The sequence below is a fragment of the Acidobacteriota bacterium genome (assembly GCA_016716905.1).
Lineage (GTDB): Bacteria > Acidobacteriota > Vicinamibacteria > Vicinamibacterales > SCN-69-37 > SYFT01.
This window is the reverse complement of record JADJUS010000003.1, coordinates 102,177-128,964: the sequence shown is the minus strand read 5'-3', so window position 1 is coordinate 128,964 and position 26,788 is coordinate 102,177. Positions and strand designations below refer to the sequence as shown.

The 26,788-nt window shown below is 64.8% G+C and carries 26 protein-coding genes; 7 read left to right on the top strand and 19 right to left on the bottom strand.

What is annotated here, in order from left to right; genetic code table 11:
• Position 1: 1 nt before the first annotated feature.
• From IPL75_00905 to IPL75_00895, 3 genes are read right to left on the bottom strand one after another with little or no spacing between them, the layout of a single operon-like run.
• Positions 2-1,630: a S41 family peptidase gene (locus IPL75_00905; protein MBK9238827.1), complete on the bottom strand. Its 1,629-nt coding sequence runs from the start codon at positions 1,628-1,630 to the stop codon at positions 2-4.
• A gap of 32 nt (positions 1,631-1,662) precedes the next feature.
• The gene (gene tatC, locus IPL75_00900; protein MBK9238826.1) at positions 1,663-2,427 is read right to left on the bottom strand and encodes a twin-arginine translocase subunit TatC; all 765 of its coding nucleotides are present in this window, start codon (positions 2,425-2,427) and stop codon (positions 1,663-1,665) included.
• Positions 2,428-2,730, bottom strand: coding sequence for a TatA/E family twin arginine-targeting protein translocase (locus IPL75_00895; GenBank protein MBK9238825.1), 303 nt, complete (start codon positions 2,728-2,730; stop codon positions 2,428-2,430). It lies immediately after the preceding gene.
• 171 nt (positions 2,731-2,901) lie between these two features.
• Between IPL75_00895 and IPL75_00890 the strand changes: the two genes are divergently transcribed.
• Both IPL75_00890 and IPL75_00885 read left to right on the top strand, forming a co-directional pair.
• Complete coding sequence (locus tag IPL75_00890) at positions 2,902-4,689, top strand: OmpA family protein (GenBank protein MBK9238824.1); 1,788 nt, start codon at positions 2,902-2,904, stop codon at positions 4,687-4,689.
• A 72-nt stretch (positions 4,690-4,761) separates the two neighbouring features.
• The gene (locus tag IPL75_00885; protein MBK9238823.1) at positions 4,762-5,778 is read left to right on the top strand and encodes a hypothetical protein; all 1,017 of its coding nucleotides are present in this window, start codon (positions 4,762-4,764) and stop codon (positions 5,776-5,778) included.
• A gap of 166 nt (positions 5,779-5,944) precedes the next feature.
• Here the strand turns inward: IPL75_00885 and IPL75_00880 are convergent, their stop codons facing one another.
• Positions 5,945-6,520, bottom strand: a complete 576-nt coding sequence (locus tag IPL75_00880; GenBank protein ID MBK9238822.1) for a DUF1697 domain-containing protein — start codon at positions 6,518-6,520, stop codon at positions 5,945-5,947.
• The gene (locus IPL75_00875; GenBank protein MBK9238821.1) at positions 6,499-7,953 is read right to left on the bottom strand and encodes a proline--tRNA ligase; all 1,455 of its coding nucleotides are present in this window, start codon (positions 7,951-7,953) and stop codon (positions 6,499-6,501) included. Before IPL75_00875 ends, IPL75_00880 begins: the two co-directional genes overlap by 22 nt.
• 38 nt (positions 7,954-7,991) lie before the next feature.
• On the opposite strand from IPL75_00875, the gene aroB reads away from it, so the two are divergent.
• A complete protein-coding gene (aroB, locus tag IPL75_00870) occupies positions 7,992-9,074 on the top strand; it encodes a 3-dehydroquinate synthase (GenBank protein MBK9238820.1) in 1,083 nt (360 codons plus the stop codon).
• On the opposite strand, the gene IPL75_00865 is transcribed toward aroB, so the two are convergent.
• The 14 genes from IPL75_00865 to traF form a co-directional block, all read right to left on the bottom strand.
• A complete protein-coding gene (locus IPL75_00865) occupies positions 9,071-9,643 on the bottom strand; it encodes a hypothetical protein (protein ID MBK9238819.1) in 573 nt (190 codons plus the stop codon). The genes aroB and IPL75_00865 overlap by 4 nt on opposite strands.
• 3 nt (positions 9,644-9,646) lie before the next feature.
• The gene (locus IPL75_00860) at positions 9,647-10,216 is read right to left on the bottom strand and encodes a hypothetical protein (protein MBK9238818.1); all 570 of its coding nucleotides are present in this window, start codon (positions 10,214-10,216) and stop codon (positions 9,647-9,649) included.
• On the bottom strand, positions 10,210-11,250 hold the full coding sequence (locus IPL75_00855; GenBank protein MBK9238817.1) for a prepilin-type N-terminal cleavage/methylation domain-containing protein: 1,041 nt from the start codon (positions 11,248-11,250) through the stop codon (positions 10,210-10,212). The genes IPL75_00860 and IPL75_00855 overlap by 7 nt, the downstream gene beginning before the upstream one ends.
• Positions 11,247-11,642 carry a prepilin-type N-terminal cleavage/methylation domain-containing protein gene (locus IPL75_00850; GenBank protein MBK9238816.1) on the bottom strand — a complete coding sequence of 132 codons (396 nt, stop codon included), beginning with the start codon at positions 11,640-11,642 and terminating at the stop codon, positions 11,247-11,249. The genes IPL75_00855 and IPL75_00850 overlap by 4 nt, the downstream gene beginning before the upstream one ends.
• A 143-nt stretch (positions 11,643-11,785) precedes the next feature.
• Entirely contained in the window at positions 11,786-12,580 is a 795-nt protein-coding gene (locus IPL75_00845) for a prepilin peptidase (GenBank protein ID MBK9238815.1), read from the bottom strand.
• Positions 12,577-13,263, bottom strand: coding sequence for a hypothetical protein (locus IPL75_00840; protein MBK9238814.1), 687 nt, complete (start codon positions 13,261-13,263; stop codon positions 12,577-12,579). The genes IPL75_00845 and IPL75_00840 overlap by 4 nt, the downstream gene beginning before the upstream one ends.
• Positions 13,260-14,036, bottom strand: coding sequence for an ABC transporter permease subunit (locus IPL75_00835; protein ID MBK9238813.1), 777 nt, complete (start codon positions 14,034-14,036; stop codon positions 13,260-13,262). Before IPL75_00835 ends, IPL75_00840 begins: the two co-directional genes overlap by 4 nt.
• Complete coding sequence (locus IPL75_00830; protein MBK9238812.1) at positions 14,033-14,968, bottom strand: ABC transporter ATP-binding protein; 936 nt, start codon at positions 14,966-14,968, stop codon at positions 14,033-14,035. The genes IPL75_00835 and IPL75_00830 overlap by 4 nt, the downstream gene beginning before the upstream one ends.
• A gap of 18 nt (positions 14,969-14,986) precedes the next feature.
• Positions 14,987-16,225 (bottom strand): thioredoxin domain-containing protein, encoded by a 1,239-nt coding sequence (locus IPL75_00825; GenBank protein MBK9238811.1) that lies wholly within the window; start codon positions 16,223-16,225, stop codon positions 14,987-14,989.
• Between the two features lie 97 nt (positions 16,226-16,322).
• Positions 16,323-16,835 carry a prepilin-type N-terminal cleavage/methylation domain-containing protein gene (locus tag IPL75_00820; protein ID MBK9238810.1) on the bottom strand — a complete coding sequence of 171 codons (513 nt, stop codon included), beginning with the start codon at positions 16,833-16,835 and terminating at the stop codon, positions 16,323-16,325.
• Positions 16,836-17,080: 245 nt separating this feature from the next.
• Positions 17,081-18,202, bottom strand: a complete 1,122-nt coding sequence (locus IPL75_00815) for a type II secretion system F family protein (protein MBK9238809.1) — start codon at positions 18,200-18,202, stop codon at positions 17,081-17,083.
• A complete protein-coding gene (locus IPL75_00810; protein MBK9238808.1) occupies positions 18,199-19,272 on the bottom strand; it encodes a type IV pilus twitching motility protein PilT in 1,074 nt (357 codons plus the stop codon). The genes IPL75_00815 and IPL75_00810 overlap by 4 nt, the downstream gene beginning before the upstream one ends.
• Positions 19,272-21,023, bottom strand: a complete 1,752-nt coding sequence (gene pilB / locus IPL75_00805) for a type IV-A pilus assembly ATPase PilB (protein ID MBK9238807.1) — start codon at positions 21,021-21,023, stop codon at positions 19,272-19,274. Before pilB ends, IPL75_00810 begins: the two co-directional genes overlap by 1 nt.
• A 63-nt stretch (positions 21,024-21,086) precedes the next feature.
• A complete protein-coding gene (gene traF, locus IPL75_00800) occupies positions 21,087-22,070 on the bottom strand; it encodes a conjugal transfer protein TraF (protein ID MBK9238806.1) in 984 nt (327 codons plus the stop codon).
• A 107-nt stretch (positions 22,071-22,177) separates the two neighbouring features.
• On the opposite strand from traF, the gene IPL75_00795 reads away from it, so the two are divergent.
• From IPL75_00795 to IPL75_00780, 4 genes are read left to right on the top strand one after another with little or no spacing between them, the layout of a single operon-like run.
• A complete protein-coding gene (locus tag IPL75_00795; protein ID MBK9238805.1) occupies positions 22,178-22,918 on the top strand; it encodes a YIP1 family protein in 741 nt (246 codons plus the stop codon).
• Between the two features lie 2 nt (positions 22,919-22,920).
• Positions 22,921-24,258 (top strand): efflux RND transporter periplasmic adaptor subunit, encoded by a 1,338-nt coding sequence (locus tag IPL75_00790; GenBank protein ID MBK9238804.1) that lies wholly within the window; start codon positions 22,921-22,923, stop codon positions 24,256-24,258.
• A gap of 4 nt (positions 24,259-24,262) precedes the next feature.
• Positions 24,263-25,486 carry an ABC transporter permease gene (locus IPL75_00785; protein ID MBK9238803.1) on the top strand — a complete coding sequence of 408 codons (1,224 nt, stop codon included), beginning with the start codon at positions 24,263-24,265 and terminating at the stop codon, positions 25,484-25,486.
• 2 nt (positions 25,487-25,488) lie between these two features.
• A complete protein-coding gene (locus IPL75_00780; protein ID MBK9238802.1) occupies positions 25,489-26,769 on the top strand; it encodes an ABC transporter permease in 1,281 nt (426 codons plus the stop codon).
• The last annotated feature ends 19 nt before the right edge of the window (positions 26,770-26,788 follow it).

The following is a 26,788-nucleotide window of genomic DNA, read 5'->3' as shown; positions in this document are numbered from 1 at the left end:
GTTAGGGGGTCTTCCCGGCCTTTGCAGTCCTGGCGCCTGAAGCGATCAGGCGGTGTGCTTCGTCGAAGAACGTCAGCGCGAACTGCGCCTGGGGATCGACTTTGGAGAGATTGCGGCGCGCTTCCTCGACGCCGAAGAGATCCAGATCCACGTCGTAGTGAATCATCGCGCTGATGAACGCGGCATCGGCCTCGAGCGCGGCGGCGTCCACCTTCACGCGTTGGGCGGCAAGGTACTCGGCGAACTCCGCCAGGATGGCGGGCGTCACTTCGAATCCGCGCGCCACCTTGTGTTTGGCCGCGGGCGCCGCCGCCGGGCGCGTATCGCCTTCGCCGGTGAACGACTCGGCAAACCCGACGAAGAACCCGCGCGCCAGCAACATGCGCGAGAACCGCGTGGGGTTGAAACCCTCGACCGGTCCCGGCTTGAAGTGGTCCGGCTCGATACCGCCGCCGCCGTACACCTTGCGGCCTGCGTCCGTGTACTTCAGTTCCCCTGCGGCGTGTTCGCGTGTCCCAGCCTGATCGCGCTGCGAGTAGTTCAAGTACTCGTCGAACGTGCCATCCCAGGGGCGCTGAATCATGCGGCCGCTCGGCGTGTAGTACCGGCCGGTGGTGAGCGCGAGCCCGGCGCCGTTGCTGATCCGGAACACCGACTGCACCAACGCCTTGCCAAACGTGGCCTCACCCACCACAAGCGCGCGGTCGTGATCCTGCATCGCGCCCGCCACAATCTCCGAGGCACTGGCGCTGCTGCGATTGACGAGCACCACCAGCGGCGTGGTCGTGTCGCCCTGCTCGAGCGCCAGATAGTCCTCATCCGAATTCTGCACGCGGCCCCGGGTATACACGATCATCTGCCCGCGCTTCAGGAACCGGTTGGACACGGCGATCGCCTGGTCGAGCGGTCCGCCGGGATTGTCGCGCAGGTCCAGCACCAGTCGCTGCAGCCCTTCTCCACGCAGCTTGGTCAGCGCAGCGCCCAGCTCGCGATCGGTGGTCTCCGAAAAATCCTGCAGGCGGATGTACCCCGTGCCCGGCGCAATCATGAACGCCGTGCGCACCGTGGTGATGTTGATCTCGTCGCGGTCGACGGTCAGGGGAATCAATTGATCGAGGCGGCGGATGGAAATATCCACCGAGGTGCCCTTCGCACCTCGCAGCTCCTTCACCGCCTGCTCGCTGGTCCAGCCCTTGGCGCTCTTCCCCTTGATAATGGCGATGACGTCGCCGCGCCGGATGCCTGCGCGGTAGGCCGGTGTCCCTTCAAACAGGTTGGTCACGGTGATGTCGTCGTTCACCACGACGATGCTGAGGCCGAGGCCGTAGTACACGCCCTCCTGCCGCTCGCGCATCCGGGCGTACGCCTGGGGCTCCAGAAAACTTGAGTGCGGGTCCAGCGTCCGCAGCATCCCGTCGATCGCGCCGTAGACGAGGTCGTCTGACGCCGTCTCGACGACGAAGTCGCGCTCAACCGCGGCGAGGGCGGCCGAGAACATGCGGTAGCGTTCGGTCACGCGGTCGGCGTTGGCGCCGGCGCCCCGCGCGCCGACACTGCTGCCGAGCAGGCCACCCGCCACTGCCGCGATCACCACCACCACTGCTGCCGCAGGCACGCCTGAATTTCGCATAGATAAAGGCAATGGTAGCAGAGGGACGGAGGTTACGGCTCGGCAGTTTCGGCGGGCTTTTTCTTGCCGAAGAGCCACGCCACCCCGATGCTGATGACGTAGAGCACCAGCATCGGCGCCGCAAACAGCATCTGGCTGGCCGGGTCCTGTCCGGGACTGGCCACGGCCGCCACGATGAAGATGATCAGGACGGCATATTTGAAGTTCTTGATCAGGAATTTCGCCGAGACGATGCCGAATCGCGCGAGCACGAAGATCACCACCGGCATCTGGAAGATCAGGCCCAGGCCGAGCACCATTCGCAGGTAGAGCGAAAACGCCGACGTCCACGTGGGCGTCCAGTTCAGGAACTCCGGGTTGAATTTGGCGAGGAACTCCCAGGTCACCCGAAAGGCGATTCGATGTCCAAAGTAGGCGCCAGCCAGGAACAGCGCGGTGGAGGTGAACACGAATGGCACCGCCATCCGCTTTTCCTTTGAATACAAACCCGGCGCGATGAAATACCAGACCTGAAGGAGGATCAACGGCGACGCGATGATAACCGCCACCAGAAGCCCCGCCTTGAAATAGATCATGATCGGGTCGAGCGCTTCGGTGCCCAGCAGCGTGCCGCTGGGCAACACGGCAAGCATCGGCCGGGTCACTTCTTCCAGAATGCGATCGATGAACGCGAAGGCCACGATGCCGGCGGCGAGGACCGAGTAGACGGCGTAGAGAATGCGGCGGCGCAGCTCGTCGAGGTGATCGAGAAAGCTCATGCGGCCGGGCGCGCCCGGCGAGAGGTCGTCTTCCTCCACTTAGCTGTGCTGCTGACCGCGAGCGATCGTCTCGGGGTCGGTCGGCGTCCCGATCGCGGCGGGGTCGGTCGCCGACGGGGCCTCAAGCACGGCCACCGTGGCCGGCTTCTGCGCAGAGCGCTGCCGGTCTTCGAGCGAGATCTCCTCATCCAGCGTGTGCTTCAGTTCGTTTGATGCCCGCTTGAACTCCTGCAGGCTCTTGCCGAGCGACCGGCCAAGCTCAGGCAACTTCCGGGGGCCGAACACGATCAGTGCCACGGTGAAAATGATGATGAGTTCGGGCATGCCGATCGAGCCAAACATGAGCGTTGCCTCCCTTGGAACCTGTGAAGATTCAGTATAACGCAGCGACCCGGAACCGGCCTGAACGCATTGACTTGGGCGTGTTCGGGTGTACCATTATGGCGGATTTATGGGCACGGTTTCCGTCAGGGACCGTCTTTCTTTACTCAGGGACAGAAAAAAATGACGACGATGAAGCGACTGTTGGGAGTAAGCGTGATGGGGGCAATGCTGGCGACGGCCATCCCGGCCTCAGGTCAGACCACGCCCCCCCAGTCACAGCCGGCCACCCAGACGGAAACGCGGATGGCGACGGTCAGCGTGAGCGGCGACACCGGACTCTGGTTTGTGCCGACCGCCCAGGTGCTGCCGCACAAGAAGTGGTCGGTCAGCTTCTACCGCGAAAACGCCGACTACGGACAGGGGTTCACCGACGCCACCAAGTTCCCGGCGTCTTTCGCGGTGGGCCTGGGCAACCGCGCCGAGGTGTTCGGCAGCTACACGGCCATCACACGAATCGACCGCGACACGCGGCCCATCTTCTTCGTCAGCCCAGCCGGGTCACCTTCGGGCGCAGGCGGTGGCGTAGTGAATGAGTTTCCGCTCGTCCGACAGGGGTGGATCGGGAACAGGCCTGGCGACCTGCGCCTGGGCGCCAAGATCGCGATCATCTCGCAGAGCGACAGCGCGGCCCTGGGTTTTGCGGTGCGAGGCACGGCGAAACTGCCCACCGGCGATGACGAGTTGGGTGCGTCGAGTGGCAAGGCCGACTTCACGATTGACGGCATCCTGAGCAAGCAGTTCCGCGTGATCGAACTGTCGGCCTTCGGCGGCGCCATCTTCCGCGGCGACCCGGCCGGCTTCGACCTGACCAATGGCATCCGCTGGGGCCTGGGCGTCGGCTTCCCGGCCAACTCACGCCTGCGTTTCACCGCTGAACTGACGGGTGAAAAGTACCTCGACAACGTTGTCCTCGCGCCGGCTGGGTTCACCGGCGTTGACGGTTCAGTCGCGCCCACGTCCACCAGCCTCGCCACGCCGGTGTTCGCTGCAGTCGGCGTCACCTGGCAGGCCTCGTCAGGCTTTTTCATCGGTGGCGGCCTGAACTGGTCGGGCACCACGGACGCACGCAGCAACGCACGTTGCCCCATCGCCTCACTGACCTGCTCGAGCTTTGGTGACAACAGCGGAGACGCCGTCGGCATCCAGTTCCGAATCGGCTACCACCCGGGAGCGCGTGATGAAGTGGCCGCGGCCGCCGCAGCCCGCGCCGCTGAAGATGCCGCCCGTCGTGCCGCGGACGAAGCCGCCGCAGCCGCGGCCGCCGCAGCAGCCGCAGCGGCAGCGAAGGCGCAGCCGACCAACCGTCCCCCGACCGTGACGGCGGCCTGCGACCCCTGCACCGTGGAAGTGGGCAAGGTCTCCACCGTGACGGCCGACGCGCAGGATCCGGACGGCGATGCCCTGACGTATCGCTGGACGACCAACGCCGGCACGCTCTCGACACCGACTAACCGCCAGTCGCCGTGGACGGCGCCCATGGTGGTGGGCCCGGTGCCGGTGACGATCACGGTGACCGACAGCCGCGGCGCCACCGCCTCGGCCTCAGTCACCATCCAGGTGGTGCAGCCGGCGGCCAAGGACTTCGTCTTCGAAGACGTCCACTTCGAGTTCGACCAGTTCTCGCTGCGGGCCGACGCCCTGAAGATCCTCGATGACGCCATTACCGCCATGCAGGCGAATCCGAACCTGCGGCTCGAAATCGAAGGCCACACCTGCAACGTGGGCACGTCGGAATACAACCTGGCCCTCGGCGAGCGCCGTGCAACCGCCGTCCGCAGCTACCTGAATTCGCGCGGCGTGAGCCCGGATCGCCTGCGGATTGTCAGCTACGGTGAAGAGCGGCCGAAGTACGACAACGCCCGCGAGGAAACCCGCCGGCTCAACCGCCGTGCGGCGCTGGTGGTGCGCCTCCAGTAGCCACGCCGCTCGTTTCTATGTGAACATCCACGGGCCGAAGCGCCGCCGCTTCGGCCCGTGGTTTTTTTACCCATGTCCATTCGCCAGTCCTCGGCCGCCGACGTCATCCGCCTGATCGCGGAGTTGACCGGAGGTGACAGCCAACGCCGCGAGATGGCATTAGCGCGCCTGGCGGTCATCGGCCAGCGGGCCACCACGCCCCTGTTGGCCGTGGCCACCAACTCCCAGCAGCCCATCGAGGCGCGCGTCGCAGCATTCGAGGCGCTCGAAGCCATCGGCGATGGCCGCGCGCTGTCAGCGGCCCTGGCGGCGGTCGGGCAACCAGTGGAAGCCGTCGCCGTCGCCGCGATTGGCGTGGTGGGACAGGTGGCGCGCGAGAAGGACGCCCGAGGCACCCGGGCGTTCGACCACCTGGCCGCCACCGCACTTTCGGTCGACTCGTCCACCGCCGTTCGACTGGCCGCACTGGCCGCGCTCGACGGGCAGCCTGAAAAGCTCCTGAAGCCCATCTACGAGGCGTTGGCGAAGGACCCGGCCTCCAAGGTGGTGGCCCGCGTCACCCGTCGTCAAGCCGGTGCGGTGGAGCCGCTGGACGCCCTTGTGGCGCGCGGGCTGCCGGCCGACCCGGCCGTGGTGGCGGCTGTGGCCCGCGAAGACGGCGAACGCGCGCCACTGGCCACCTTGAAACGGGCCGTGGAGATCGTGCGGAGCCGCCAGGAGCAGGCGCCCGACGCGGAAACGCGGGAACAGTGGGCGGTGGTCCGAGGCGTGCTCCACCAGCATCTGGCGGCCCGCGGCAGCCGCCTCGCGTTGTACGACCTGCGCGAAGCCCTGGAAAGCGCGACCACTCTTCTGCCGGTGGGCTTTCTTTCAGCCGCCGCTGTGGTCGGCGATACGTCGTGCCTGATGCCGCTGGCTCGGGCCTGGGTGGATTCAGCCGCGCCTGATCGGTGGTGGCGCGACCACCTGGCTGAAGCCTTCGGCGCGATCGTCGCGCGCGAACAACTCACCCGTCGTCACGCCGTGCTGAAGCAAATCTTGGAACGCTGGCCGTCAGCCGGCGTGCTGGTCGCGAGGGCGAAACGATAGGGGGACGGGTGTGTTTTCCACAGAAACCCACTAATTGGGGACAGGTCTGAGAAACGACCTCGCGAAACGCAAAACGACCTCTGAGGTAATTACCGTCGGCACTTACCGGTAATTACCTCAGAGGTCGTTTTGATGTCGCGAGGTCGTTTTTCACACCTGTCCCCAATTAGCGCGTTTCTGTGGAAAACACACCCGTCCCCACTTTGATCCATGTCGCCCAGTTGCGGGAGGTGAGGCCATCGCGGGCGGCACGGCCCACGGCCTCGACGAGGGGGGTGTCGAGGATGCCATCGGGACACCACAGGTAGGCCGCGTGCGTGCCGAGCGCGAGGGCGCCCGGCGACCAATCCGTTTTCGTCAGGGGAGCCAGTGCGAGGCGGGCCTTGGCATCCAGATACGCCGACACGAGCAGCCTCGAGGGGTTATCCACTTTCGCCCCAAACGGCTGCTCTCGCGTGACGGTCTCCACCTGCGCGGCCGACAACACCACCACCCGCACCTGCAACTTCCCATCGTCGAGCAACGCCCGCTCGAGACGAGCCGACAGTTTCGCCGAGTCCGGCGTTCCGCGCCCGGGCGTGAAGATCAGATTGCCGGTGGCCAGCACCGTGACCACATCGCGCCAGCCGAGTGATTCGGCGACACGCCGCAGGTCGGGCATCGCCAGCCGCTTGTTGCCGCCCACATTGATGCCGCGCAGCAATGCGACATGCCGCATCGTCAGTACGCCTTTGCGAACCACGCCTTCACGGTGGAGGGGCCATCACACTTGACGCAGCGGCCCTCCACTCGGGGAGATCCCATGGGGATGTTACGCAACGTGGCCTGTGTTTCCGCCTTGATGGTGGCTTCACACGCCGCGCTGCCGCACCAGCTCGCAATGACGAATCCGGGCCGTCCTTCCATGGCTGCAGAGAACTCGGCCCAGGTGGCCACTTCAGAGGTGTGCGTCTGACGGAACTCAAGCGCCCGCGCGAAGAGGTTGTCCTGGATGGCCTGCAGTAGCGCAGGCACGCGCTGCGTGAGCTCCGCCATCGGGATGGACGCCTTCTCGCGCGTATCACGCCGCGCCGAAAACACGGCGCCCTTCTCGATGTCCTTGGGCCCCACCTCAAGGCGCAGCGGGACGCCGCGCAGCTCCCACTCGGCGTACTTCCATCCGGGCGAGTTTTCTTCGGTCGCATCCAGCTTCACGCGCACGCCGATGGCTGTCAGCTGATCCCGAATGGCCTCACAGGTCGGCAGCACGGTCTCTTTCCAGTTACCCCTGGGGATCGGCACGATCACCACCTGATGCGGGGCCACGGCCGGCGGCAGCACCAACCCGCTGTCGTCGCCGTGCGTCATGATCAGCGCGCCGATGAGGCGCGTTGAAACGCCCCACGAGGTCGTCCATGCGTGCTGGATGGTCTTGTCTCGCCCCTGAAACTGGATCTCGAACGCCTTGGCGAAGTTCTGCCCGAGGTTGTGAGAGGTCCCGGCCTGCAGCGCGCGGCCGTCGCCCATCAGCGCCTCAATCGAAAACGTATGGGAGGCGCCGGCAAACTTCTCGCTCTCACTCTTCATGCCGTCCACCACGGGCATCGCCAACTCACGCTCGGCGAACTCTTTGTACAGCGCGAGGATCTTCAACGTCTCTTCTTCCGCTTCGTCAGCGGTCTCGTGAGCCGTATGCCCTTCCTGCCACAGGAACTCGGTCGTGCGCAGAAACGGCCGCGTCACTTTCTCCCAGCGGACCACATTGGCCCACTGATTGATCAGCACCGGCAGGTCGCGCCATGACTTCACCCACTTGGCGTACATCGTCCCGACAAGAACTTCGGAGGTCGGCCGGACAATCAACCGCTCCTCGAGTTCTTCGTCACCGCCGCGGGTCACCCACGCCACCTGCGGAGCAAACCCTTCCACGTGTTCCTTCTCCTTCATGAGGAGGCTCTCGGGAATAAACAACGGGAAGTAGGCATTCACATGCCCGGTGGCCTTGAACCGCGCATCAAGCAGCCGCTGGATGTTCTCCCAGATGGCGTATCCGTACGGACGAATGACCATGCACCCCTTCACCGGCGAGTAGTCGGCCAACTCGGCACGGCGCACCACATCGAGGTACCACCGTGAAAAGTCCTCGGACTGCGGGGTTATTTCGGTCACAAACGCATCTTTTTTCTGCTCTGACAAGTGCACCTCTTCGCTCCTGTTATCCTACACGACGAGCGATGGCTGTCATTCGGCTGGACGTCACACACGCGGGTGGTTCGTATCCCGTACTCATCGGGGCCGCGCTCACGCGCCAGGTGGGCCCGATGCTGGCCGAGCAGCGCCTCGTCAGCACCACCGCAGTGGTGAGTTGTCCACCAGTGTGGCGGCAGCACAGTGCCCGCATGCAGGACGTGCTCGGCGGACACCCGCCGTTGCTCATCCCCGACGGCGAAAAGGCCAAACAACTGGCGACGGTAGCGCGCTTGTACGATGGCCTGTTTGAGCGCCGCATCGACAGGTCCGCGATCGTCATCGGATTCGGCGGCGGCGTCGTCGGTGATGCAGCCGGCTTCGCCGCAGCCACATATCTGCGCGGCCTCCGTCTTGTTCAGATTCCGACGACGCTGCTCGCGCAGGTGGATAGCGCGATTGGTGGAAAAGTCGGGGTCAACCTGCCGGCTGGGAAGAACCTGGTGGGCGCCTTCCACGCGCCGTCGCTGGTGCTTTGTGATCCGGAACTGCTGGAGACGTTGCCGCGCCGCGAGTTTCGCGCCGGGCTGTACGAGGCCGTCAAATACGGCGTCATCGGTTCGCGACCGCTCTTCGATTACATCTCAGCGCACTTGTCCGCCATCTTCAACAAAGACCCGGAGGTGCTGACGCCCCTCATCGCGGACTGCTGCCGCATGAAAGCGGTGGTGGTGATGGCCGATGAGCGCGAGCAGGGGCTGCGCCGCACGCTGAACTTCGGGCACACCGTGGGGCATGCGCTGGAGGCGATCAGCCGGTATGGCAGGTTTCTGCATGGCGAGGCGGTGGGTTACGGCATGCTCGCCGCGGCGGCGCTCTCGGCGAGGCGCGGAATCTTTCCGGCTGAAGACATGGACGCGCTCACGACAATCATCGGCCGCATGGGCCCATTGCCGTCAACAGCCGGGCTGAAGGCCTCCGATGCGTTGGACGCTATTCAGAGCGACAAAAAAGTGTCGAAGGGCACACTGCACTTCGTGCTGCCGATGCGCCTTGGGGTCACCTCAGTCGTCTCCGACGTGACACCGAAGGAACTGCGGGCCGCGCTTCGAACGATCGGCATTCGCTAACGCAGCCACCCGGGCGGCACACCTTCGCGGCGCGCTTCGTCCTCAATGTCACTGATGGCTTTGACGCCGTCCGCCACCTGAGTGCGCATGCGCTCGAGTTCGGCCAGCGTGCGCACACGTTCGGCCACCAGCGCGGAACGTCGTCCAGGCGCGTCGGCGCTGGACGCCTCGCGCGTCAGAAGATTCACTCGGGTTTCCAGGGCCGCCACCGTCAGGCGGTCGCGCTCCAGGTCAGCACGTGCCTTGACCATGCGGGCGCGCCACCACGTTTCATTCTTTTCCACGTTCTCGCCAGGCTTCACCGCGCCGACGGTCTCGTCATTGCTCACGGGCTTCACCACGGGGCTCACCACGGGCGTCACTTCGGGCACCACCACCGGCGGCGGCACCACAGGCATCGGACGCTCTGGCACCGGGCCCAGATCGGCAGCCGTAAGCACGCGCGTTGGCGCCGGTGTGGCGGCCCGCCGGACGGATTCACGCAACGCCAGTTCCCCCAGGCTGGCCGGCGGAGCGTTCCAGGCCGCGAGAAAGGCCTCCATGAGTGCAACGATGACAAGTATCGACACGGGTTACTCCTCCCTCCACGACACGGTTCTGACCAGGCCCGCCTCTCGCCGGACGTGCGCCACGACGACGCGGGCCGCACCTCCCTGCCCAAAAGCCTCTGCGCGGATCATAAGCATTCCATTGAGATCCGTACCGGGTATTCCATCCCCGTCCATCACATCGTCTGCGATCCAGATGGCGATGCGCATGGACGAGGCCGGCAACGCCGGAAGCCGGCCCCAGGCGACCAGCCGCCACCGTGGTGTATCGAGCCCGAGGGGCCACCGGCGGGCGGCGTCACGGTCGAGTTCGGCGGTGCGGGCATTCAGATCCACGGTCTCGCCAGGCGCGACGGCCATGATGGGCGCCGCTGAACCCAGCGCGGCGACAGTGCCCACTGAGGGCCACTGCGCGGACAGCGGCGATCGCGCCACCGCATCAATCGCCAGTTGGACGGCCGCACTCGCCGCATACGACGTTTGCACCGCCTTGAGATGCGCGCTCGCGATGCGGCGCTCGGTGTGCCCGAGCAAGGCCAGTCCGCCGCTGAGGGACGCCACACAGACCGTGAGCAGCAGGACCAACATCACCATGATCCACCCGGCCCTCCGCCCGCGCCAGTACGCGACAGGTTCGGCGGCGATACATCAAACATCGCACGATAGTCGGGACGCGGGTCGCGTGGGCCCGAGGCCCGCAAGCGAACCTCTACACGAATGCGCCGCACACGCAGGAGATCCGCGTCAAAGCCGGTGCCCCCTGCGCTGCACCACGGTCCGTCCAGAAACATCGCCAGCGGCAACGTGGCCAGTCCGTCGCTGTTGGCCGTGAGCGTCACGCCGCCGCGCCAGGTTCCGGCCATGTCGAAGAGACAATTCTCAAGACCCGGGTCGGGGCGCGGCAGTTGCGGCGGTGCGGGATCGCCGAAGTACTCAAATGTCAGGCCCGTCACTTCATCCACCACGGGCTGGTCGGTGCCGTCGCCGTCGTAAAACCGCAACTGGGACAGCGCACTGTCAAAGTAGTACCCGCGAATCACAACCTCGGAAACGGCTGAACCGGCGGCAAACGCTCCAGCCGGCGCACCAAGAGGCCGCACGGCCGTTCCACCCACATCGTCGTCCAGCACACCTAGAAGCTCAGCCCGGCCGGGCGCGTCAAAGACTGCCAGCGTCGCGCCTCGTGCGACCTGGCACGGCAGCGCCCCGCCTGCACACGGAGCCAACACAATGCGACCGAGCGACGGCACGTCACCGATGGCGAGCGTGGTCTGAACGATGGTGTCAGGCACCCACGCCAGCGTGAGTGCATCCGGCCTGACCACGGTCGCCGCGTCGGGACGCACGCGCCCAACGCGACGTGGCCACAGCGGCGTAAACACCCGGTTGAGTGGCCCCGACATCGGCCCTCGATCGAGCCCAGCGCCGGCCAGGCGCAGATCGCGTCCCAGTGTCTCGGCGATCACCCGCGCGCGTTGCTGCGCATCCATGACGCGCGATTGGGATCGCGCGAACCGGTCCGTGGTGGCCGTCAGCGCTGCCACGGCTGAGACGACAATCGCACTCAACACGAGCGCCACGAGCAATTCGGCCAGCGTGAATCCGGACGAGTCGCGCGGCGGTGTCATGGCAGCCCTCCCACCACGGCCTGTACTTCTGCGACGCGGCCGGCCCCGGCTGCCAGCACTTCCACGACCACCGATGACGCGCCTGTCGCCGCCCACCCCGGCGTCACCGTCCATCGACGAACAAAAAACGCGGACGATGCAGGCGACACACTGCTGTCGGCCGCGAAATAGTCCTGCTGCGTGCCAGCGGCGAGCGCGGCAGGCGCCGCGCGAAGTTGCTCCACTTTCTGCATCGCCAGCAGCGTCGCCGTCGTGCCGACGCGCGCAGCCCCAATCACGGCCGCCGCTTTGGCCAGCACGCCCATCGCTCCAGCGACGAGCACCGAGACCAGCACCAGCGCGACCAGGACTTCAATGAGTGTAAAACCGCGATCTGAAGAGAGTTGGACCACGCCCGGTACCAGTGCAACTCCCGGTCCAGGTCGGCCGTCGGCGCAAAACAACCAAATGCGCCCAGAAAACGAGGGCCCAACCATCCAATGTTGCAGAAACTGCCAACAACGCCCGGCAGCCGCCTGTCGAAAACTGCAATTGGTCAGATCGACAGGGTGCCCATGTACCAGTCGATCAGGCGCTGGCCCCAGACTGACGACACCAACGCCGCCACCGACAGGAACACCCCAAACGGCAGCTTGCTCTGCATGGTCCCCCGCCCCGCAATGGCGATGCCGATGCCCACGAGGGCGCCCACCAGACTTGAGAGCAACAGGACCGCCCAGACGTGGGGCCAGCCCAGAAACGCGCCGATCATCGCGAGCATCTTCACGTCGCCCAACCCCATCGCATCCACGCCCCTGGCGAGCTTCCAGGCGGCACGAATCAGCAGCAGGACGCCGGCACCTACTGCCGCGCCGATCAGGCTCCCCACCAGCCCAGGAGGTCCGAACAGGCTGAACGCAATCCCAGCGCCAATGCCGAAATAGGTCAGCGGGTTGGGCAGCCTGAATGTCTCAAGGTCGGTGGCAAGGAGCGCCACCAGCAGCGACGAAAACACGAGCCTCGATGCGAGCAGAACGGCCATCGCCGAATCCGCGATCGGCGACCCCGGCAGCATGATGCCCTGAAGGAGGAATACGGCTCCGGTCGCGAGTTCGATGATCGGATAGCGGCCACTGATCGGAGCACGGCACGTGCGGCACTTACCTCCAAGCCAGAGCCAACTGAGGACCGGAATGTTGTCGCGCCAGACCAGGCGCGTGGCGCACTTCGGGCAACGCGACGGCGGCGTGACAATCGAAATGCCCGCAGGCAACCTGACAATGCAGACGTTGAGGAAGCTGCCGACCATCAAGCCGAAGACGAAGAGCACGCTGAGCTCGAATGGCGTCATCGACCCAACTCCCGATGGAGTTCACGAAGCCGTCGCTCGGCCAGCTCACGGATCCACTTCTCCTCGGACTTGGCCAGTTCGGTAAACATCACGAGTGCGCCTTCGCGCCCGCCACCCTTGGCCAACGTGTTTGCCGCAAGTGGCCCAAGCCACGGCGGTGCGCCTGGCATCTGGCCCGCGCGCTTGAACTCGTTCGCCGCGGCCACCAGGTCATTCCGATGCCAATAGTGCACGAAGCCCAGGGCCTGCGCGTACTGCCACCGCGGCTCCACCTGCAGGCCTTTCTCAAGCAATGCGATCGCCAGGTCGGTGCGGCCGGCACCGTCGGGCCGCGGCTCAGACAGAAAAATTGCGCCGAACTGGTACGCCACGGAAAAGTACGGATCGAGCGACGTGGTCAAGTCCAGCAGTGGGTCGAGCAATTCGTAGCCGCCACTGAAGCTACGCGACTTCCGCTGGCTCGCGTAGTACTGCACCGTGCGGATCCAATAAACGTCCGCCATCACGGCGTCGAAGGAAAGCGCCAGTCGATCGGCCACACGACCGCTCGTCAAATACAGCAACCGCTCCTCAGAAGTCTCGCGCGGATACATGCGGTCGCGGGCGTCGAGGGTGACGGCCGCCAGGCCGATACCCGCCGCCACACCCAGATACACGCCGATGGCCCTTCCGGAGAGCGTCACTTGAATTCCCGTCGCGAAAAGATCGCCACGGCCCCGCCCACCAGGGCGCCCGCGTAACACGCCGCATACGCCACCGTCATCGCCACATACGCCCAGGGCACCGGGGGCCGGCCATTGACCACATCCGCCTTGATGTCGAACGCTGAAAACGCCGGCACAATCACGCCGATCGCCCGCACCACCGACGCCAGCATCTCTGAACTGACGATGCCGCTGAACCCGCGCAGGTCTTCGCTGAACAGACCCACCACAAACACACCCAGCGTGAGTCCCGCCGAGAGGATGCCACTTGATGAAAAAGTGGAGAAGAACAACGCCACTGCTGTCAGCAACGCCAGCTCCGCGAGGATCAGGATCACGGCCTTGAACAGCGCCAGGTCGGGCATCTTCCACTCAAGCCACGCCAGCAGCGCAAAGAGCGCAAGTGTCATCAGCAGCAAATTGACGGTGATGGTGCCCACCAACCCGGCGAACTTGCCCACCACAAACTCCCAGCGGTGCACCGGCTTGGCGAGCAGAGCGTAGACGCTCCGGCGTTCAATTTCCCTGGCCACGAGTCCCACGCCGATAAACACCGCCATCAGGACACCGGCCAGTTCAAGGGTGGCGAGCCCGATGTCCTTGATGATCTTCACGTCCTGCCCGGCGGTAATCTGCCCGATGAGGACCGACGCCGCGACCAGGATCAGCGCGAACCCCGCGATCGCGAACAGGACGCGATCGCGCACGCTTTCCTTGAAGACGTGCCAGGCCACCAGCCGTACGCGCGTCATGACACCTGCTCCACGAACACATCTTCGAGCGTGGCCCGCGTGGGTGACGCCGAGACCAGCGCGCCGCCCAACTCGGTCAGCGCCGCGATGAACGGCTCGGGCCGTTCGCCCTCTGCCAATTCAAAGGTGTAGCGCCCGTGCGCGATTCGAGTTGCGCGTGTGGTGCGCGCCTGCAGCGCAGCCACTGCGGCAGGCGACAAATTGGCGGCAATCACTTCCCAACCGCCGGCCTTGCCTGCGGTGAGGTCCCCCACCGCGCCGCTGGCCATGAGGCGGCCGCGGGCGAGTATCGCCACGCGCGAACACAGTGTCTCGGCATCCGACAGGATGTGTGAGCTGAACAGCACGGTGCGGCTGCCGTCGCGCAGTTTCAAAATGAGCTCGCGCACTTCGCGCCGCCCGATTGGGTCCAGCCCCGACATCGGCTCGTCAAGAATCACGAGCGCCGGCTCGTTGATTAACGCCTGCGCCAGGCCGACCCGCTGCAACATCCCCTTCGAATACTGGCGCATGGGACGACGCCTCGCGTCGCCCAGCCCCACATCGTCAAGCACCTGAGACACGCGGCGGGTGCGGTCGGCGCCCGAGATTCCGCACAAACCGGCGAAATACGCGAGCAACTCCTCGGCAGTCAGATGGTCGTAAAACACGGGGTGCTCGGGCAGGAATCCCAGAGCCGCGCGCGCTGCGCGATCACCTGGAGCGCCACCAAAGACGGTGACGTGCCCCGAGGTCGGGCGAAGCAAGCCTGTAATCAGTTTGAGCGTGGTGGTTTTGCCGGCCCCGTTTGGTCCCAGCAGGCCGAACACTTCGCCGCGCGACAACTCGAACGACACCTCGTCGAGCGCACGTTGTTTTCTCCGGCCGAACAGGCCGGCCGAGAAATCTTTTGTCAGACGGTCAAGTCGAAGGACGACAGACACAACGTCAATCGGGCGAGACGTCCCGTATCAAAGGCCTCCGGCCTTCTTCAACTCGTGTTCGATGGCGGCCTTGAAGTAGGCCGGCGGCAGGTTCTGCGTGAGCCTGACCCCGTTGACGAAGTACGTCGGGGTTCCCCCGATGCGCAGCGCCACGCCATCCGAGACGTCCTGGCGAATCGGAATGAGCATCTGTGGATACTGCTCGGCGAAATTGGTCAGGCCGGTCACGGCTTTGAGTCCTTCTGTGACCACGTCCACGCCGCCGATCAGGCGGGTCTGGTTCGCAAACAGCCACGCTTCCATCTCGTCGGCTTTGCCCACCGCGCGTGCCATCCGCAGCGCAGCAGACGCTTCACACGACGCGTAGTGATCCATGCTGGGCGTCGAAAAATTGCACTCGCCTTCAAGCGGGAAATCCTTGATGACGTATCGCACCGCGCCCGGATGGGTCTTGGCGAACTCGTCAATGACGGGCTTGAGCGCCGCCCACCCCATGCGACACGACGGGCACTGGAAGTCGTTGAACTTGATCACCACTACCTTGGCACCCTCGGCGGGCACGCCCGTCTCTTCGCGCGGCGCCTTCTCCCACTCCAGCAGCCAGGCCTGCACCTGATCAGCCGGCGGCGGCGCCGCCTGATTGACCTGGGCCGCGGCTTCCTCGGCAGTGGCAGGCTGGGCGTCGTGCGGGAAAAACGCGAGCGTGCTGGCGACACCGGCCAGGAACACCACGGCGACGGTCAGCATGGCCGGATTCTTCATGACGCCCCTCAGATCATCAACCAGCCGCGCCGGCAGTTCCGCCATGGGAACCGACGACGACACGCCGGAGAGCACAAAAATGGCAATGACACAAACGTAGGTGCCGATGCAGAGCAGGCACGCGGTACCCAGAATAAAGAACGACGCGTACGCCAGATACAGAATCACCGCGAGGCCGATCGTGGACCACGCGAACAGATAGGCGCCCACCGGACTGGTTGGCGCCTTGCTCCTGGCGTCCACCGGAGCCGGAGCACCGCCGAACGCAGCCAGCACCACAGCCAATCCAAACCAGATGAGCCCACCAACCGCCGTAGACACACCCTGGAATGAGCCGTACTGACTCAGGTACACCTGCGAACAATTGAATGTGGCGTTGACGTCACAGAAACTTGTGTAACTTGGATTCGTCAGCAGCTGGTAGTGCACCCAGGCGGATGCGCCGGCAAACCCCAGCCCAACGAGACCGAACAACAACACCAGCGACCGGATACGAGGAGTCATACGGGGGTGTTGTACCACAGGAGAGACTTCGAAAAGAACCCGCCGCTCAGGTCCGGGGCTTGGCCCCGGCCCTGAGCGGCGGCACTAACACAACCGATCAACCGATCGGAATCGCGGGAGCGGCAAACGGCTCTGCCGGCGCGGTGGCCGCCCAGATCTGGTACACCGTGTTGCCGGCGTTGGTCGCGTACGACTTGCTGCCCGTGGTGCCGTAACCCGTCGGCACGGCCGACGCGTAGTAGCCCGTCCGCGTCACAACCGCGTTGCAGTCGGCCGGACCGGCCGCTGAACCGGCGCCCGCCGCCAGCGCGAAGTTGTAGCCGCTCTTGATCGGGGTCGCCACGCCGAGGTCCGCCGAGATGAAGCCCATCGTCGGGGAAGGCGTTGCCAGCACCGTGAACGCGGTCGCGTAGCCGTTGTTGCCGCAGGAGGCCGAATACGCAACCTCTGAGGAGTTGACGACCTTCAGCGACGCGAGCGCCGACGTCTCGTTACCGCTCATACGTGCGCGCAGCAGGCCCGGCACTGCAATGGCCGCGATGATGCTGATGATTGCAACGACGATCAACAATTCAATAAGCGTAAAACCCTGGTCTCGTTTGCCCGTCATGATCTGTGTCCCTTTTTCCATATCGGCCCCGATGTCCGCTTCGTTATGAAGCCGGCTCACCGTGGCACCATCCGGCAACTCTCTTAGGCAACTTCGGTACCAGTTCCGGATACCGGCGGTTGATTCCTCGTAACATACTGCGCTGTATGGACTTATAGGAATCAGCGTCTACCACACCTGTCGAGACGCCCCGTTGCCTCACCATTAAGACGTCACAATTGTCATCTGCGGCTTGGTATTTGTCATTACACCAGCTGATTGATCAACTCGAACAGCGGCAGATACATCGAAATGATGATGCCGCCGACGATGACGCCCAAAATCGCAATCATCACGGGTTCAAGTACGGTCAGGAGGCCGGCCACGGCCACGTCCACTTCCTCTTCATAGAACTCGGCAATCTTGGCCAGCATCAGGTCCAGGGCACCGGTGTTCTCACCAGCGCCAATCATCTGCGCCACCATCGGCGGGAACACCCCGGTGGCCCGCAGGGGCGCGGCAATCGTCTCGCCGCGCTCGATACCGACCCGCGCCTGCCTGACGGCGGCCTCGACGACGGCGTTGCCTGAGGTGCGCCCGGTGATGTCGAGCCCGGTCAGAATCGGCACGCCCGCGCTGATCAAGGTACTGAGTGTGCGGCAGAACCGCGCCACCGCCACTTTTCGCAGGATGGCGCCGAGCAGGGGCACCCGCAGCAGGATTCCGTCAATTCTGAGCCGGCCGGCCTCGGTGGCGTAGTACCGGCGTAACACGAATGCCAGCGCGAATCCGCCCGCCACGAGGGCCGGCAGGGCAAAGACAAAGAGCTCGCTGGCCCGGATCACGATTCTGGTGGCCAGTGGCAACTTGGCGCCCAGCCCGGCGAACAAGGACGCGAAGGTCGGAATGACCTTCCACAGCAGCACGGCAACCACGATACCCGCGATCGTCACGACCGCCGCGGGGTAGATCATCGCCGCGCGCACCTGAGACTGCAGCTTCACCTGCTTTTCGATGTAGGTGGAAAGGCGCTTGAAGATGGTGTCGAGAATACCCGCCGATTCGCCCGCCGCCACCATGTGGGTGAACAGCGCATTAAACGCGTGCGGCTGCCGCGTCATGGCCTCAGCCAGCGACGCGCCAGCCTCCACGTCCGCGCGCACCGCGCGAACGGCAGACGCCAGCCGCTTTTCCGGCTCCTCTTTCGCGAGCAGTTCAAGGCACTGCACCAGCGGCAGGCCTGCGTCGATCATGACCGACAGCTGCCGCGTGAACACGGCAAGACTCTTGGCCGGGACCTTTCGCGCCCGCTTCGACGGCACAGGCGCAGCCGCCCGCCGAGGCGCGGCCACCGATGCCACTCGTTGTGTCGCCCCTGCGCCGCTCATACTTTCTCCCTCCCGCGATCCAGGATCTGCAGCAGTTCTTCTCGATTTGATGACGCGGCGAGGCCGGTCTCTCGCGAGACGACGCGGCTCATCATCAGCTTCGCCAACGCCTGGTTCATGGTCTGCATATTAAATTTGTCCTGTCCCGACTGCATGGTCGAGTAGATCTGGTGCACTTTGTCTTCGCGGATCAGGTTGCGGATGGCCGGTGTCGCCACGAGAATTTCGAGCGCGGCCGCCCGGCCCGTACCGTTGGCCTTGGGCAACAGCGCCTGACACACGATGCCTTCGAGGACCAACGAAAGCTGCGCCCGAATCTGCCCCTGCTGCTCCGCGGGGAAGGCGTCGATGATACGGGTCATGGTCTGCGCCGCCGAGTTGGTGTGGAGGGTGGCCAGCGTGAGATGCCCCGTCTCGGCCAGTCGCAGAGCCGATGCCATGGTTTCAAGGTCTCGCATTTCGCCGACCAGAACCACATCGGGGTCTTCTCGCAACGCGCCACGAAGCGCATTGGCAAAGGTCTTCGTATCGGCGTGCAGTTCGCGCTGATTGACCAGCGCCATCTTGTGCTCGTGCATGTACTCGATCGGATCTTCGACCGTGATGATGTGCGCCGCCCGCGAGGCATTGATACGGTCGACCATGGCGGCCAGCGTGGTGGATTTGCCGCATCCGGTCGGCCCCGTCACCAGCACCAGCCCGCGGGGCCGGTCGGCCAGTTTCGCCAGCACGGGCGGCAGCCCGAGATCTTCAAGCGTGGGGATGCGCTCGGGCACCAACCGGAAGACCGCGCCCACCGCGCCCTTCTGGCGAAATACGTTGCACCGGAAACGCCCGACACCCTTCAAGCCGAACGCGAGGTCCTGCTCCCAGTTTTCCTCGAAGACCTTCTTCTGCGCATCGGTCAGCACCGAATACACCAGCGACTGCGTCAGTTCGGGCGTCAGCACCGGTTGATCCAGGCGTTGCAGCAGGCCGTTCACGCGCACCTGCGGTGGGCTGTCCACCGACAGATGGAGGTCCGATCCCCCCAGTGAAAGCGTGGTCGTCAACAAATCAGGCAACGTCATCACACCACCGTCTCCCGGATTACGTCATCTACCGTGGTCAACCCCTGGCGCACCATCTGCAATCCGGTTTGACGCAGCGTCACCATGCCCTCTTCCATCGCCTGCCGCCGCAATTCGGAGACCGGCGCGCCTTCCAAGATCAGCTTGCGGATCACTTCCGACGACGCCATGACTTCGAAGAGGCCGACGCGGCCCTTGTAGCCGGTGCCCCCGCAACGCGTGCAGCCGCGGCCGCGCTGGACGACCAGAGTCGAGACCTCATCGGGCGAAAACCCCGCCTCAATCAGGAGGCTCGGCTGAAGCGTGTCCACCTCGCGGCACTGCTGGCAGATGCGCCGCACCAGGCGCTGGGCCACGATGAGTTGCAGGGAACTGGCCACGAGGAACGGATCCACACCCATGTTGATGAGGCGGCCCACCGTACTGGGGGCGTCGTTGGTATGCAGGGTGGACAGCACCATGTGTCCGGTGAGCGCGGCCTTGACGGCGATCGCCGCCGTTTCGGCATCGCGGATTTCACCCACGAGAATGACGTTGGGATCCTGCCGCAGGAACGAGCGGAGCGCCGTGGCGAAGCTCAGCCCGATCCCGTCGCGAACCTGCACCTGATTGATCCCGGCCAGGTTGAACTCCACCGGGTCCTCGGCAGTGATGATGTTGACACCCGGTTGGTTGAGTTGAGAGATCGCCGAGTACAGCGTGTTGGTCTTGCCGCTTCCTGTGGGACCGGTCACAAGGACCATGCCCCAGGGCCGTCGAATGGCGGCCGAGAACTTTGCGAGGGCCCCGGCCTCGAAGCCGAGTTGCGTCATGTCCAGGCGCAACTGTTGCCGGTCCAGCAATCGCAGCACGATCTTTTCGCCGAACAGGGTGGGCAGGCAGGAGACACGAAAGTCGATCTCGCGCACCATCTGTTCCCCGGGCACGCCCTGATCGTTGAAACGCGCCTTGATGCGGCCGTCCTGCGGCAGACGTTTTTCGGCGATGTCGAGCTGCGCCATGATCTTCAGGCGCGAGGTGATGGCGTCGCGGTACTTCAGGGCGGGCGCCAGCACCGGCTGCAGGACACCGTCGATGCGGAACCGAATCCGCATTTCGCGTTCGTACGGCTCCAGGTGGATGTCGCTCGCCCCTCGATGGATGGCCGACAGCATCAGCGCGTTGACCAGTCTGATGACCGGCGCCTCGAGGTTCTTGCCTTCCAGCGTCGCGGCGTCGGCTTCGGCGTCGCTCACCACCTCCAGCCCTTCGTCGTCGCCGCTCAGGTCCTCCAGAGCACGCGTCACGGCGTCGGTGGAGGCGGTGGTCGCCCCGGCGGCTGAGGTGCCGCGCCCGTAATAACGCGCGATGGCTTCGCGCAGGGCCATTTCCGACGCCACCACCGGCTCGATCTGCAGGCCCGTCATGAACTTGATGTCGTCCATGGCGAACACGTTGGTGGGGTCCGCCATCGCCAGCGTCAGCGCAGTGCCGGAACGGGCGACCGGGATGACCAGGTACTTGACGGCGGTTTCCACCGGCACGAGCCGGACGATCGCCTGGTCGAGCTCAAAACCGCCAAGCGCGATAGCCGGCACGCCATACTGGCGGCTCAGCACCTGCGTGATTTCTTCGTCTTTGACGAGGCCCAGCTTGACGAGGCTCAAGCCCAGCCGACCACCGTTGGAGCGCTGGTGGGCCAGCGCCTCCTGCAGTTGGACGGGCGTGATGCGCTTTTCGCGCAGCAGCAGTTCACCCAGACGTACGGCCATGACCCCCTAGTCCCAACACCGACGGGCGCATCGCGCGCCCGTCTCACGGCCGTTATCCGGGTTTTACCATCCGGCACGAAGTGCCAGACCGAACCCTCGCTCTCCCTGCGCCCGCCCGTGCGTCACGTGGCCATCCAGCCACGCGCCCGGCCGTAACGCGAAACTCGCCCCAAGCGAACCCACCGGCGTGCGGGCACCCTCGAGGTTCCAACGTGCCCCACCCCGGACGGCCAGGCGCGACCAGAGTGTGTGCTCTGCCCCCACCGCCACCGTCCGACTCGGTCCACCCGGGAGATCGGCCGTATCCAGGTCAAGGTCTACAGCAAAGATCAGGCCATCAGCCGGCAGGATAGCCACGCCTATCCGGGACCGGCGTTCGAGCTCTATTGCAGTTCCTGGCGAACCTTCAAAGGTGGGAGATCGCAGATTCCGCAACGTCCAGCCAATTCGAAAGACCCGGGCATCAAACATCACCGACGCATCCAGGTCAAAAACCCCGTGGGTCACGCCGTCCCGGGCCGCCCCCGCACTCAGGGCTTCCCCCGAGTTCGCCTCGGTGACGGGCCCGGCTGCCACGGTTCCACGGACGTACTTCAACGTGGTGCCCACCACCAGCCCCTCGGTCACGGTCTGCAGCAGGGTGGCGCCGTAATGTTTGGTGGAGAACCGGCGGGCGACCAGGCCGGCGGACGTGGCGTCGGCTACCAAAACGGTCTCGTCGAAGCCGACGTAGCTCATGCCGATTGGCCAAGTGCCCAAACTGACAAACTTGGCCGAACGCTGCCATGGCCCGGCCGCCGGAGCCCCGTTCCGATCACCATTTCGAAAGCGGACCCACTCTATTGTCGCTCCGGCCGGTTGGCCGCTGGCGAGGCCGGCGGGGTTCCAGAAGACCGCGCTCGGGTCATCGGCCACGGCGACGAAGGCTCCCCCCATGCCAAGGGCCCGGCTCCCCACCACCTCAAACGTCTGTTGGGCGGCCGAGGGCATCGGAAACGCCGAGACCAGCAAGAGACACCCGCAAAGGGAAACCAGGATTTGGCGCATGGGTCGAGCCTATCAGGAACCCGAACACGGCTCGCGCCGTATGTGTTCGGGGCGGTACAATACGTGGCTACCCCACGCGGCGGACTGACGCCGAGGAGACCGCACCCATGTCCGACGTGACCGCCACTGCCAGTTCCATCCCCCCCGCCGAACCCATTCCGAACCTGCTTTCGCGCGCGATCGGTGTCATCACCTCACCTGGTGCGACGTTTGCGCATGTGGTGCGAACGCCGAAAGTGGCGGGCATGCTCTTCCTCGTGGCGCTCGTGATGGGCCTGGCCCAGGGTCTGCCGCAGCTGACCGAACGAGGCCGCGCCGCGGCCCTGGAGATGCAGGTGCAGCAGATGGAGCGCTTCGGTGTTGCGGTGACCGACGAGATGTACCAGCAAATGGAGCAGCGCTCGCACTCCAACCTGGGTGCGTACTCGTCGATCGTGGGCATGTTCGTGGCCATCCCGTTCGGGGCGGTGATCATGACCGTGCTGCTGTGGGTGGCGTTCAACACGATCATGGGCGGCACCGCGTCGTTCAAACACGTGATGTCCGTGGTCGCGCACTCACAAGCGGTCTCCGCACTGGGCGCCATCATTTCGGCGCCCATCATGTATGCCCGCGGCGTCATGAGCACCAGCATCGCGAACCTGGGCGCGCTGCTGCCGATGCTGGACGAAACCAGCTTCCTCGCGAAACTTCTCGGAGGCATTGACCTCTTTGTGATCTGGTGGGTGGTGGTGCTGTCGATCGGACTCGCCGCCCTCTACCGGAAGAAGTCCAGCAGCATTGCCACCGGCCTCTTCACCTTCTACGGCTTGATCCTCATCGTGATTGCGTACTTCACCGCAGGGTAAAAATGAATCGGAAAAAAGTTATCATCGGCGTCCTCATCGTTGTTGTCATCGGCGCCGTCGCGTACGCGAACCTGAACTTCAAGCGCACCACGGGCATCGAGGTCAACATCGAGAAACTCGCGATGCGCGACCTGGAAGCGATTGTGTCGGCCAGCGGCAAGATCCGCCCGAAGAAGTCGGTCAACATCAGCGCCGACACCATGGGCAAAGTGGTGGGACTCGCCGTCAACGAAGGCGACATGGTCACCGCCGGCCAGTTCCTGCTGCAGATCGATCCGCGCAACCTGCAGACGCAGGTCAACCGCACCGGCGCCAGCCTCGCGGCCGCACAGTCGCAGTTGGCGGAAACGCGTATCGCGGTCGAAAACGCGCGCACCAATCTCAAGCAGGCGCAGGACAACCTGGAGCGCCAGCGCGAACTCATCAAGTCGGGGTTAACGCCCCGCGAAACACTCGACCGCGCCGAAAGCGACGTCAAGTTGCGCCAGTCGGACCTGACGTCGCGTGAGCAGTCGGTCAAGACGCAGGAAACGCGCATCAAGCAGGAAGAAGCCAACGTCGAGAATGCGCAGTACGACCTGAACAAGGTCCGCATCGTGTCGCCCATCTCGGGCATCGTCACGCGGCGCAACATCGAAGAGGGTGAAACGGTGGTCGTCGGCACCATGAACAACGCCGGCACCGTGTTGCTGGCCATCGCCGACTTGTCGGTCATCGAGACCGAAGTTGAAGTGGACGAAACCGATATCCCCTTCATCAAGCTCGGTCAGACGGCCGTGGTGACGATTGACGCCCTGACCGATCAGAAGTTCACGGGCAAGGTGACCGAGGTTGGGAACAGTGCGATCCAGGCGACCGGCGCGGCCGCCACCACTCGCGCCACCAACTTCAAGGTCGTGGTGACGCTCGACGGCACGGTGCCCGACGTGCGGCCCGGCTTCACCTGCACGGCCGTCATCACCACCGCCACCCGTCAGAAGGTGCTGTCCGTGCCGATTCAGGCCACGACGGTGCGCGAGATGGTGGTCAATGCTGACGGCAGCCTGGTGCGCGTGGCGCCGACGCCCCCCGGCGCTCCGGCCCGGCGCGTGACGGCGCCCACCGAACTCCAGCCGGGCCAGACCCGCAAGGAAATCGAAGGCGCGTTCGTCGTCACCGACGGCAAGGCCGTGTTCACCCCGATCAAGGTGGGCATTGCCGGCGAGAAGTTCTTCGAAGTCCTGAGCGGACTCAAGGACGGTGACGAGGTCATCACGGGCCCCTTCACATCGGTGCGCTCGCTCAAGGATGGTGACGCCGTCAAGGTCACCACCACGTTCGCCAACTCGACCGGCAAGTAGCGCGATGCAGCAGTTCCTTGAGGCCGCCGGTATCGCCCTCTCGGCGATCTGGTCGAACAAACTTCGATCGTTCCTGACGATGCTGGGCAACATCGTCGCGGTGACCTCGATCATCGCGGTGGTGTCGCTCATCCAGGGCCTCAACGCCTCGGTGTCGGGCGCCATCACGTCGCAGGTCGGCGCAGACTCCTTCTCGATCGGGCGCAGCGGCCCGACCAGGACCGAGGAGGAACAGCTTCGGGCAGCGGGCAACCCACGCGTGACACTGGAAGACGCGGAGGCCATTCGCAACGCGAGCGACCGCATCCGGCTGGTGATGGCAACGGCGAGCAGCAGTGCTGAGGCCAAGACGCGTCAAGAGACGCTCGACAGCCTCCAGATTCAGGGCGTCACGAAGGAATACGCCTTGCTCCCCACGACGCTCATTGAAGCCGGCCGAGTGATGACCGCCGGCGAGTTTGACGGCAAGCGCAACGTCGCGGTGATTGGCTGGGACGCCGCCGACCGGCTCTTCGGGGCGATCGATCCGCTCGAAAAGTTCATCTCCATCGCCGGCATCCAGTTCCGCGTGGTCGGCATTCACAAGAAGAAGGGCGCCATCTTCGGGCAGTCGCAGGACGAGTTCGCCGTGATTCCCCTGGGCGCCTTCCAGCGACTTTTCGGCAGCCGGCAGTCGCTGCGCCTCACCGTGCTGCCCTCTGACCCGTCGGTGATTCGCACCGCGATGGACGATGCCACAATCGCGTTGCGCGTGACGCGGCGGCTTCGGCCGGCCGAGCCCGACAACTTCGGCGTGGTGACGTCCGATACCTTCCTTGAGCTCTATAACCAGGTGACGTCGGGGATCTTCGCGATTCTCATCGGCGTCGTCAGCCTGTCGCTCGTGGTCGGCGGCATTGTCATCATGAACATCATGCTGATGGTGGTCAGCGAACGGACGCGCGAGATCGGCCTGCGCAAGTCGCTTGGCGCGAGACGCCGCGACGTGTTGTGGCAGATCCTCACGGAGTCCATCACGTTGTCCACGTTCGGCGGCATTGTCGGCACCACTCTGGGTTTCCTGGTGGCGTTCGCCATCAGCAGGTTCACGCCGCTGCCGGCGGCCGTGGAGCCCTGGTCGGTCATGCTCGGTATCGGGGTCACCGCTGTGGTGGGATTGTTTTTCGGGTTGTACCCCGCGATGCGAGCGGCCTCACTCGATCCCATTGAAGCCCTGAGGAGGGAATAACCGTGCGCTGGAGCCTCTTCGACGAGATTCTGCGGATGTCGGTGGATACCCTCCGCGCCAACAAGATGCGCTCGGCGTTGACCGTGCTTGGCATCGTCATCGGCATCACCTCCATTGTCGGTATGACCGCGCTGATTCGGGGGTTCGACCAGTCGCTGCGTGATTCGATTCAGTCGCTCGGCCCGGATACGATCGTCGTCGCGAAGTTCTCGGGCGTCAGCATGGCGGGCGGTGCCGACTTCCAGGCGCTGCTCATGCGCCCGAACATGACGCCGGAAGACGGGGCCGCCATCGAGCGCGATGCCCCGTCGATTGCGATGGTCGACGTCACCCTGGGCGACGGTGGTCCGCCAACCCAGGAACGGGTCTACTACAAGAACCTGAAGTCGAAGCAGATCTCTGTGCTGGGGACGACCGAACGGTGGACCGACGTGACCCGCCTCCCACTCGAGGAGGGACGGTTCTTCACGTCTGGCGAGGTCCAGCGGCGCCGGCACGTCATCGTTCTCGGACAAACTCCGGCGCAGGCCCTGTTCACGACCGGGGATCCCGTGGGCAAGACGGTGCGCCTCGGGCTGCAGGAGTACGAGGTCATTGGTGTGGTGGCCAAACGACCCAGCCCGGGCGGCTTCAACCTGGGCGTTGACGATTTCGTGGTCATTCCGCAGACGACGTATCAGAAGCAGTTCGGCGTACGTGCCTTCAACATGGGCCGTGGCGAAATGCGCGCGATCATCATTTCTGCGGTGCCGCGTGAGGGCGTGGCCCGCGGCGTCGCGTTGCGGGAAGTTGAAGAGATCATGCGCACGCGGCATGGTCTCCGCCTCGACCAGCCCAACGATTTTGACCTCGTGACCCAGGACGCGGTCCTCGCCCTCTGGGACCAGATCAGCCAGGGCACCTTCCTGGCGCTGGTGGTCATTTCGTCCATCGCGCTGATGGTGGGCGGTATCGGCGTGATGAGCATCATGACCATCACGGTCACCGAACGGACGCGTGAAATCGGCGTCCGCAAAGCCCTGGGCGCCCGGCGGGTGGAGATCCTGTGGCAGTTCCTCCTTGAGGCCGTCTTCCTGACATCCGCCGGCGGCATACTGGGCATCATCTGCGGAAGCACCCTGGGCCTGAGCGTCCATCTGATTACCGGATTCCCCGTCTCCCTGCCCTGGTGGTCGTTTGCGATCGGCATCGGGTTCTCGGCCAGCATCGGCGTGTTCTTCGGCATGGTCCCTGCGATCAGAGCGTCGCGGCTCGATCCGATTGAGTCATTGCGCTACGAATAGCGATATCCTCTAGCTGATC

Excerpts from the sequence above, each read along its gene's own strand:
- IPL75_00845 (MBK9238815.1), bottom strand. The coding sequence starts at position 12,580 with ATGACGCCATTCGAGCTCAGCGTGCTCTTCGTCTTCGGCTTGATGGTC.
- IPL75_00810 (MBK9238808.1), bottom strand. The coding sequence starts at position 19,272 with ATGACGTTGCCTGATTTGTTGACGACCACGCTTTCACTGGGGGGATCG.
- IPL75_00790 (MBK9238804.1), top strand. The coding sequence starts at position 22,921 with ATGAATCGGAAAAAAGTTATCATCGGCGTCCTCATCGTTGTTGTCATC.
- IPL75_00795 (MBK9238805.1), top strand. The coding sequence starts at position 22,178 with ATGTCCGACGTGACCGCCACTGCCAGTTCCATCCCCCCCGCCGAACCC.
- IPL75_00860 (MBK9238818.1), bottom strand. The coding sequence starts at position 10,216 with ATGGTGATGTTGGTCCTGCTGCTCACGGTCTGTGTGGCGTCCCTCAGC.
- IPL75_00785 (MBK9238803.1), top strand. The coding sequence starts at position 24,263 with ATGCAGCAGTTCCTTGAGGCCGCCGGTATCGCCCTCTCGGCGATCTGG.
- IPL75_00815 (MBK9238809.1), bottom strand. The coding sequence starts at position 18,202 with ATGAGCGGCGCAGGGGCGACACAACGAGTGGCATCGGTGGCCGCGCCT.
- IPL75_00835 (MBK9238813.1), bottom strand. The coding sequence starts at position 14,036 with ATGACGCGCGTACGGCTGGTGGCCTGGCACGTCTTCAAGGAAAGCGTG.
- traF (MBK9238806.1), bottom strand. The coding sequence starts at position 22,070 with ATGCGCCAAATCCTGGTTTCCCTTTGCGGGTGTCTCTTGCTGGTCTCG.
- pilB (MBK9238807.1), bottom strand. The coding sequence starts at position 21,023 with ATGGCCGTACGTCTGGGTGAACTGCTGCTGCGCGAAAAGCGCATCACG.
- IPL75_00855 (MBK9238817.1), bottom strand. The coding sequence starts at position 11,250 with ATGACACCGCCGCGCGACTCGTCCGGATTCACGCTGGCCGAATTGCTC.
- IPL75_00905 (MBK9238827.1), bottom strand. The coding sequence starts at position 1,630 with ATGCGAAATTCAGGCGTGCCTGCGGCAGCAGTGGTGGTGGTGATCGCG.
- IPL75_00885 (MBK9238823.1), top strand. The coding sequence starts at position 4,762 with ATGTCCATTCGCCAGTCCTCGGCCGCCGACGTCATCCGCCTGATCGCG.
- IPL75_00890 (MBK9238824.1), top strand. The coding sequence starts at position 2,902 with ATGAAGCGACTGTTGGGAGTAAGCGTGATGGGGGCAATGCTGGCGACG.
- aroB (MBK9238820.1), top strand. The coding sequence starts at position 7,992 with ATGGCTGTCATTCGGCTGGACGTCACACACGCGGGTGGTTCGTATCCC.
- IPL75_00820 (MBK9238810.1), bottom strand. The coding sequence starts at position 16,835 with ATGACGGGCAAACGAGACCAGGGTTTTACGCTTATTGAATTGTTGATC.
- IPL75_00825 (MBK9238811.1), bottom strand. The coding sequence starts at position 16,225 with ATGACTCCTCGTATCCGGTCGCTGGTGTTGTTGTTCGGTCTCGTTGGG.
- IPL75_00895 (MBK9238825.1), bottom strand. The coding sequence starts at position 2,730 with ATGTTTGGCTCGATCGGCATGCCCGAACTCATCATCATTTTCACCGTG.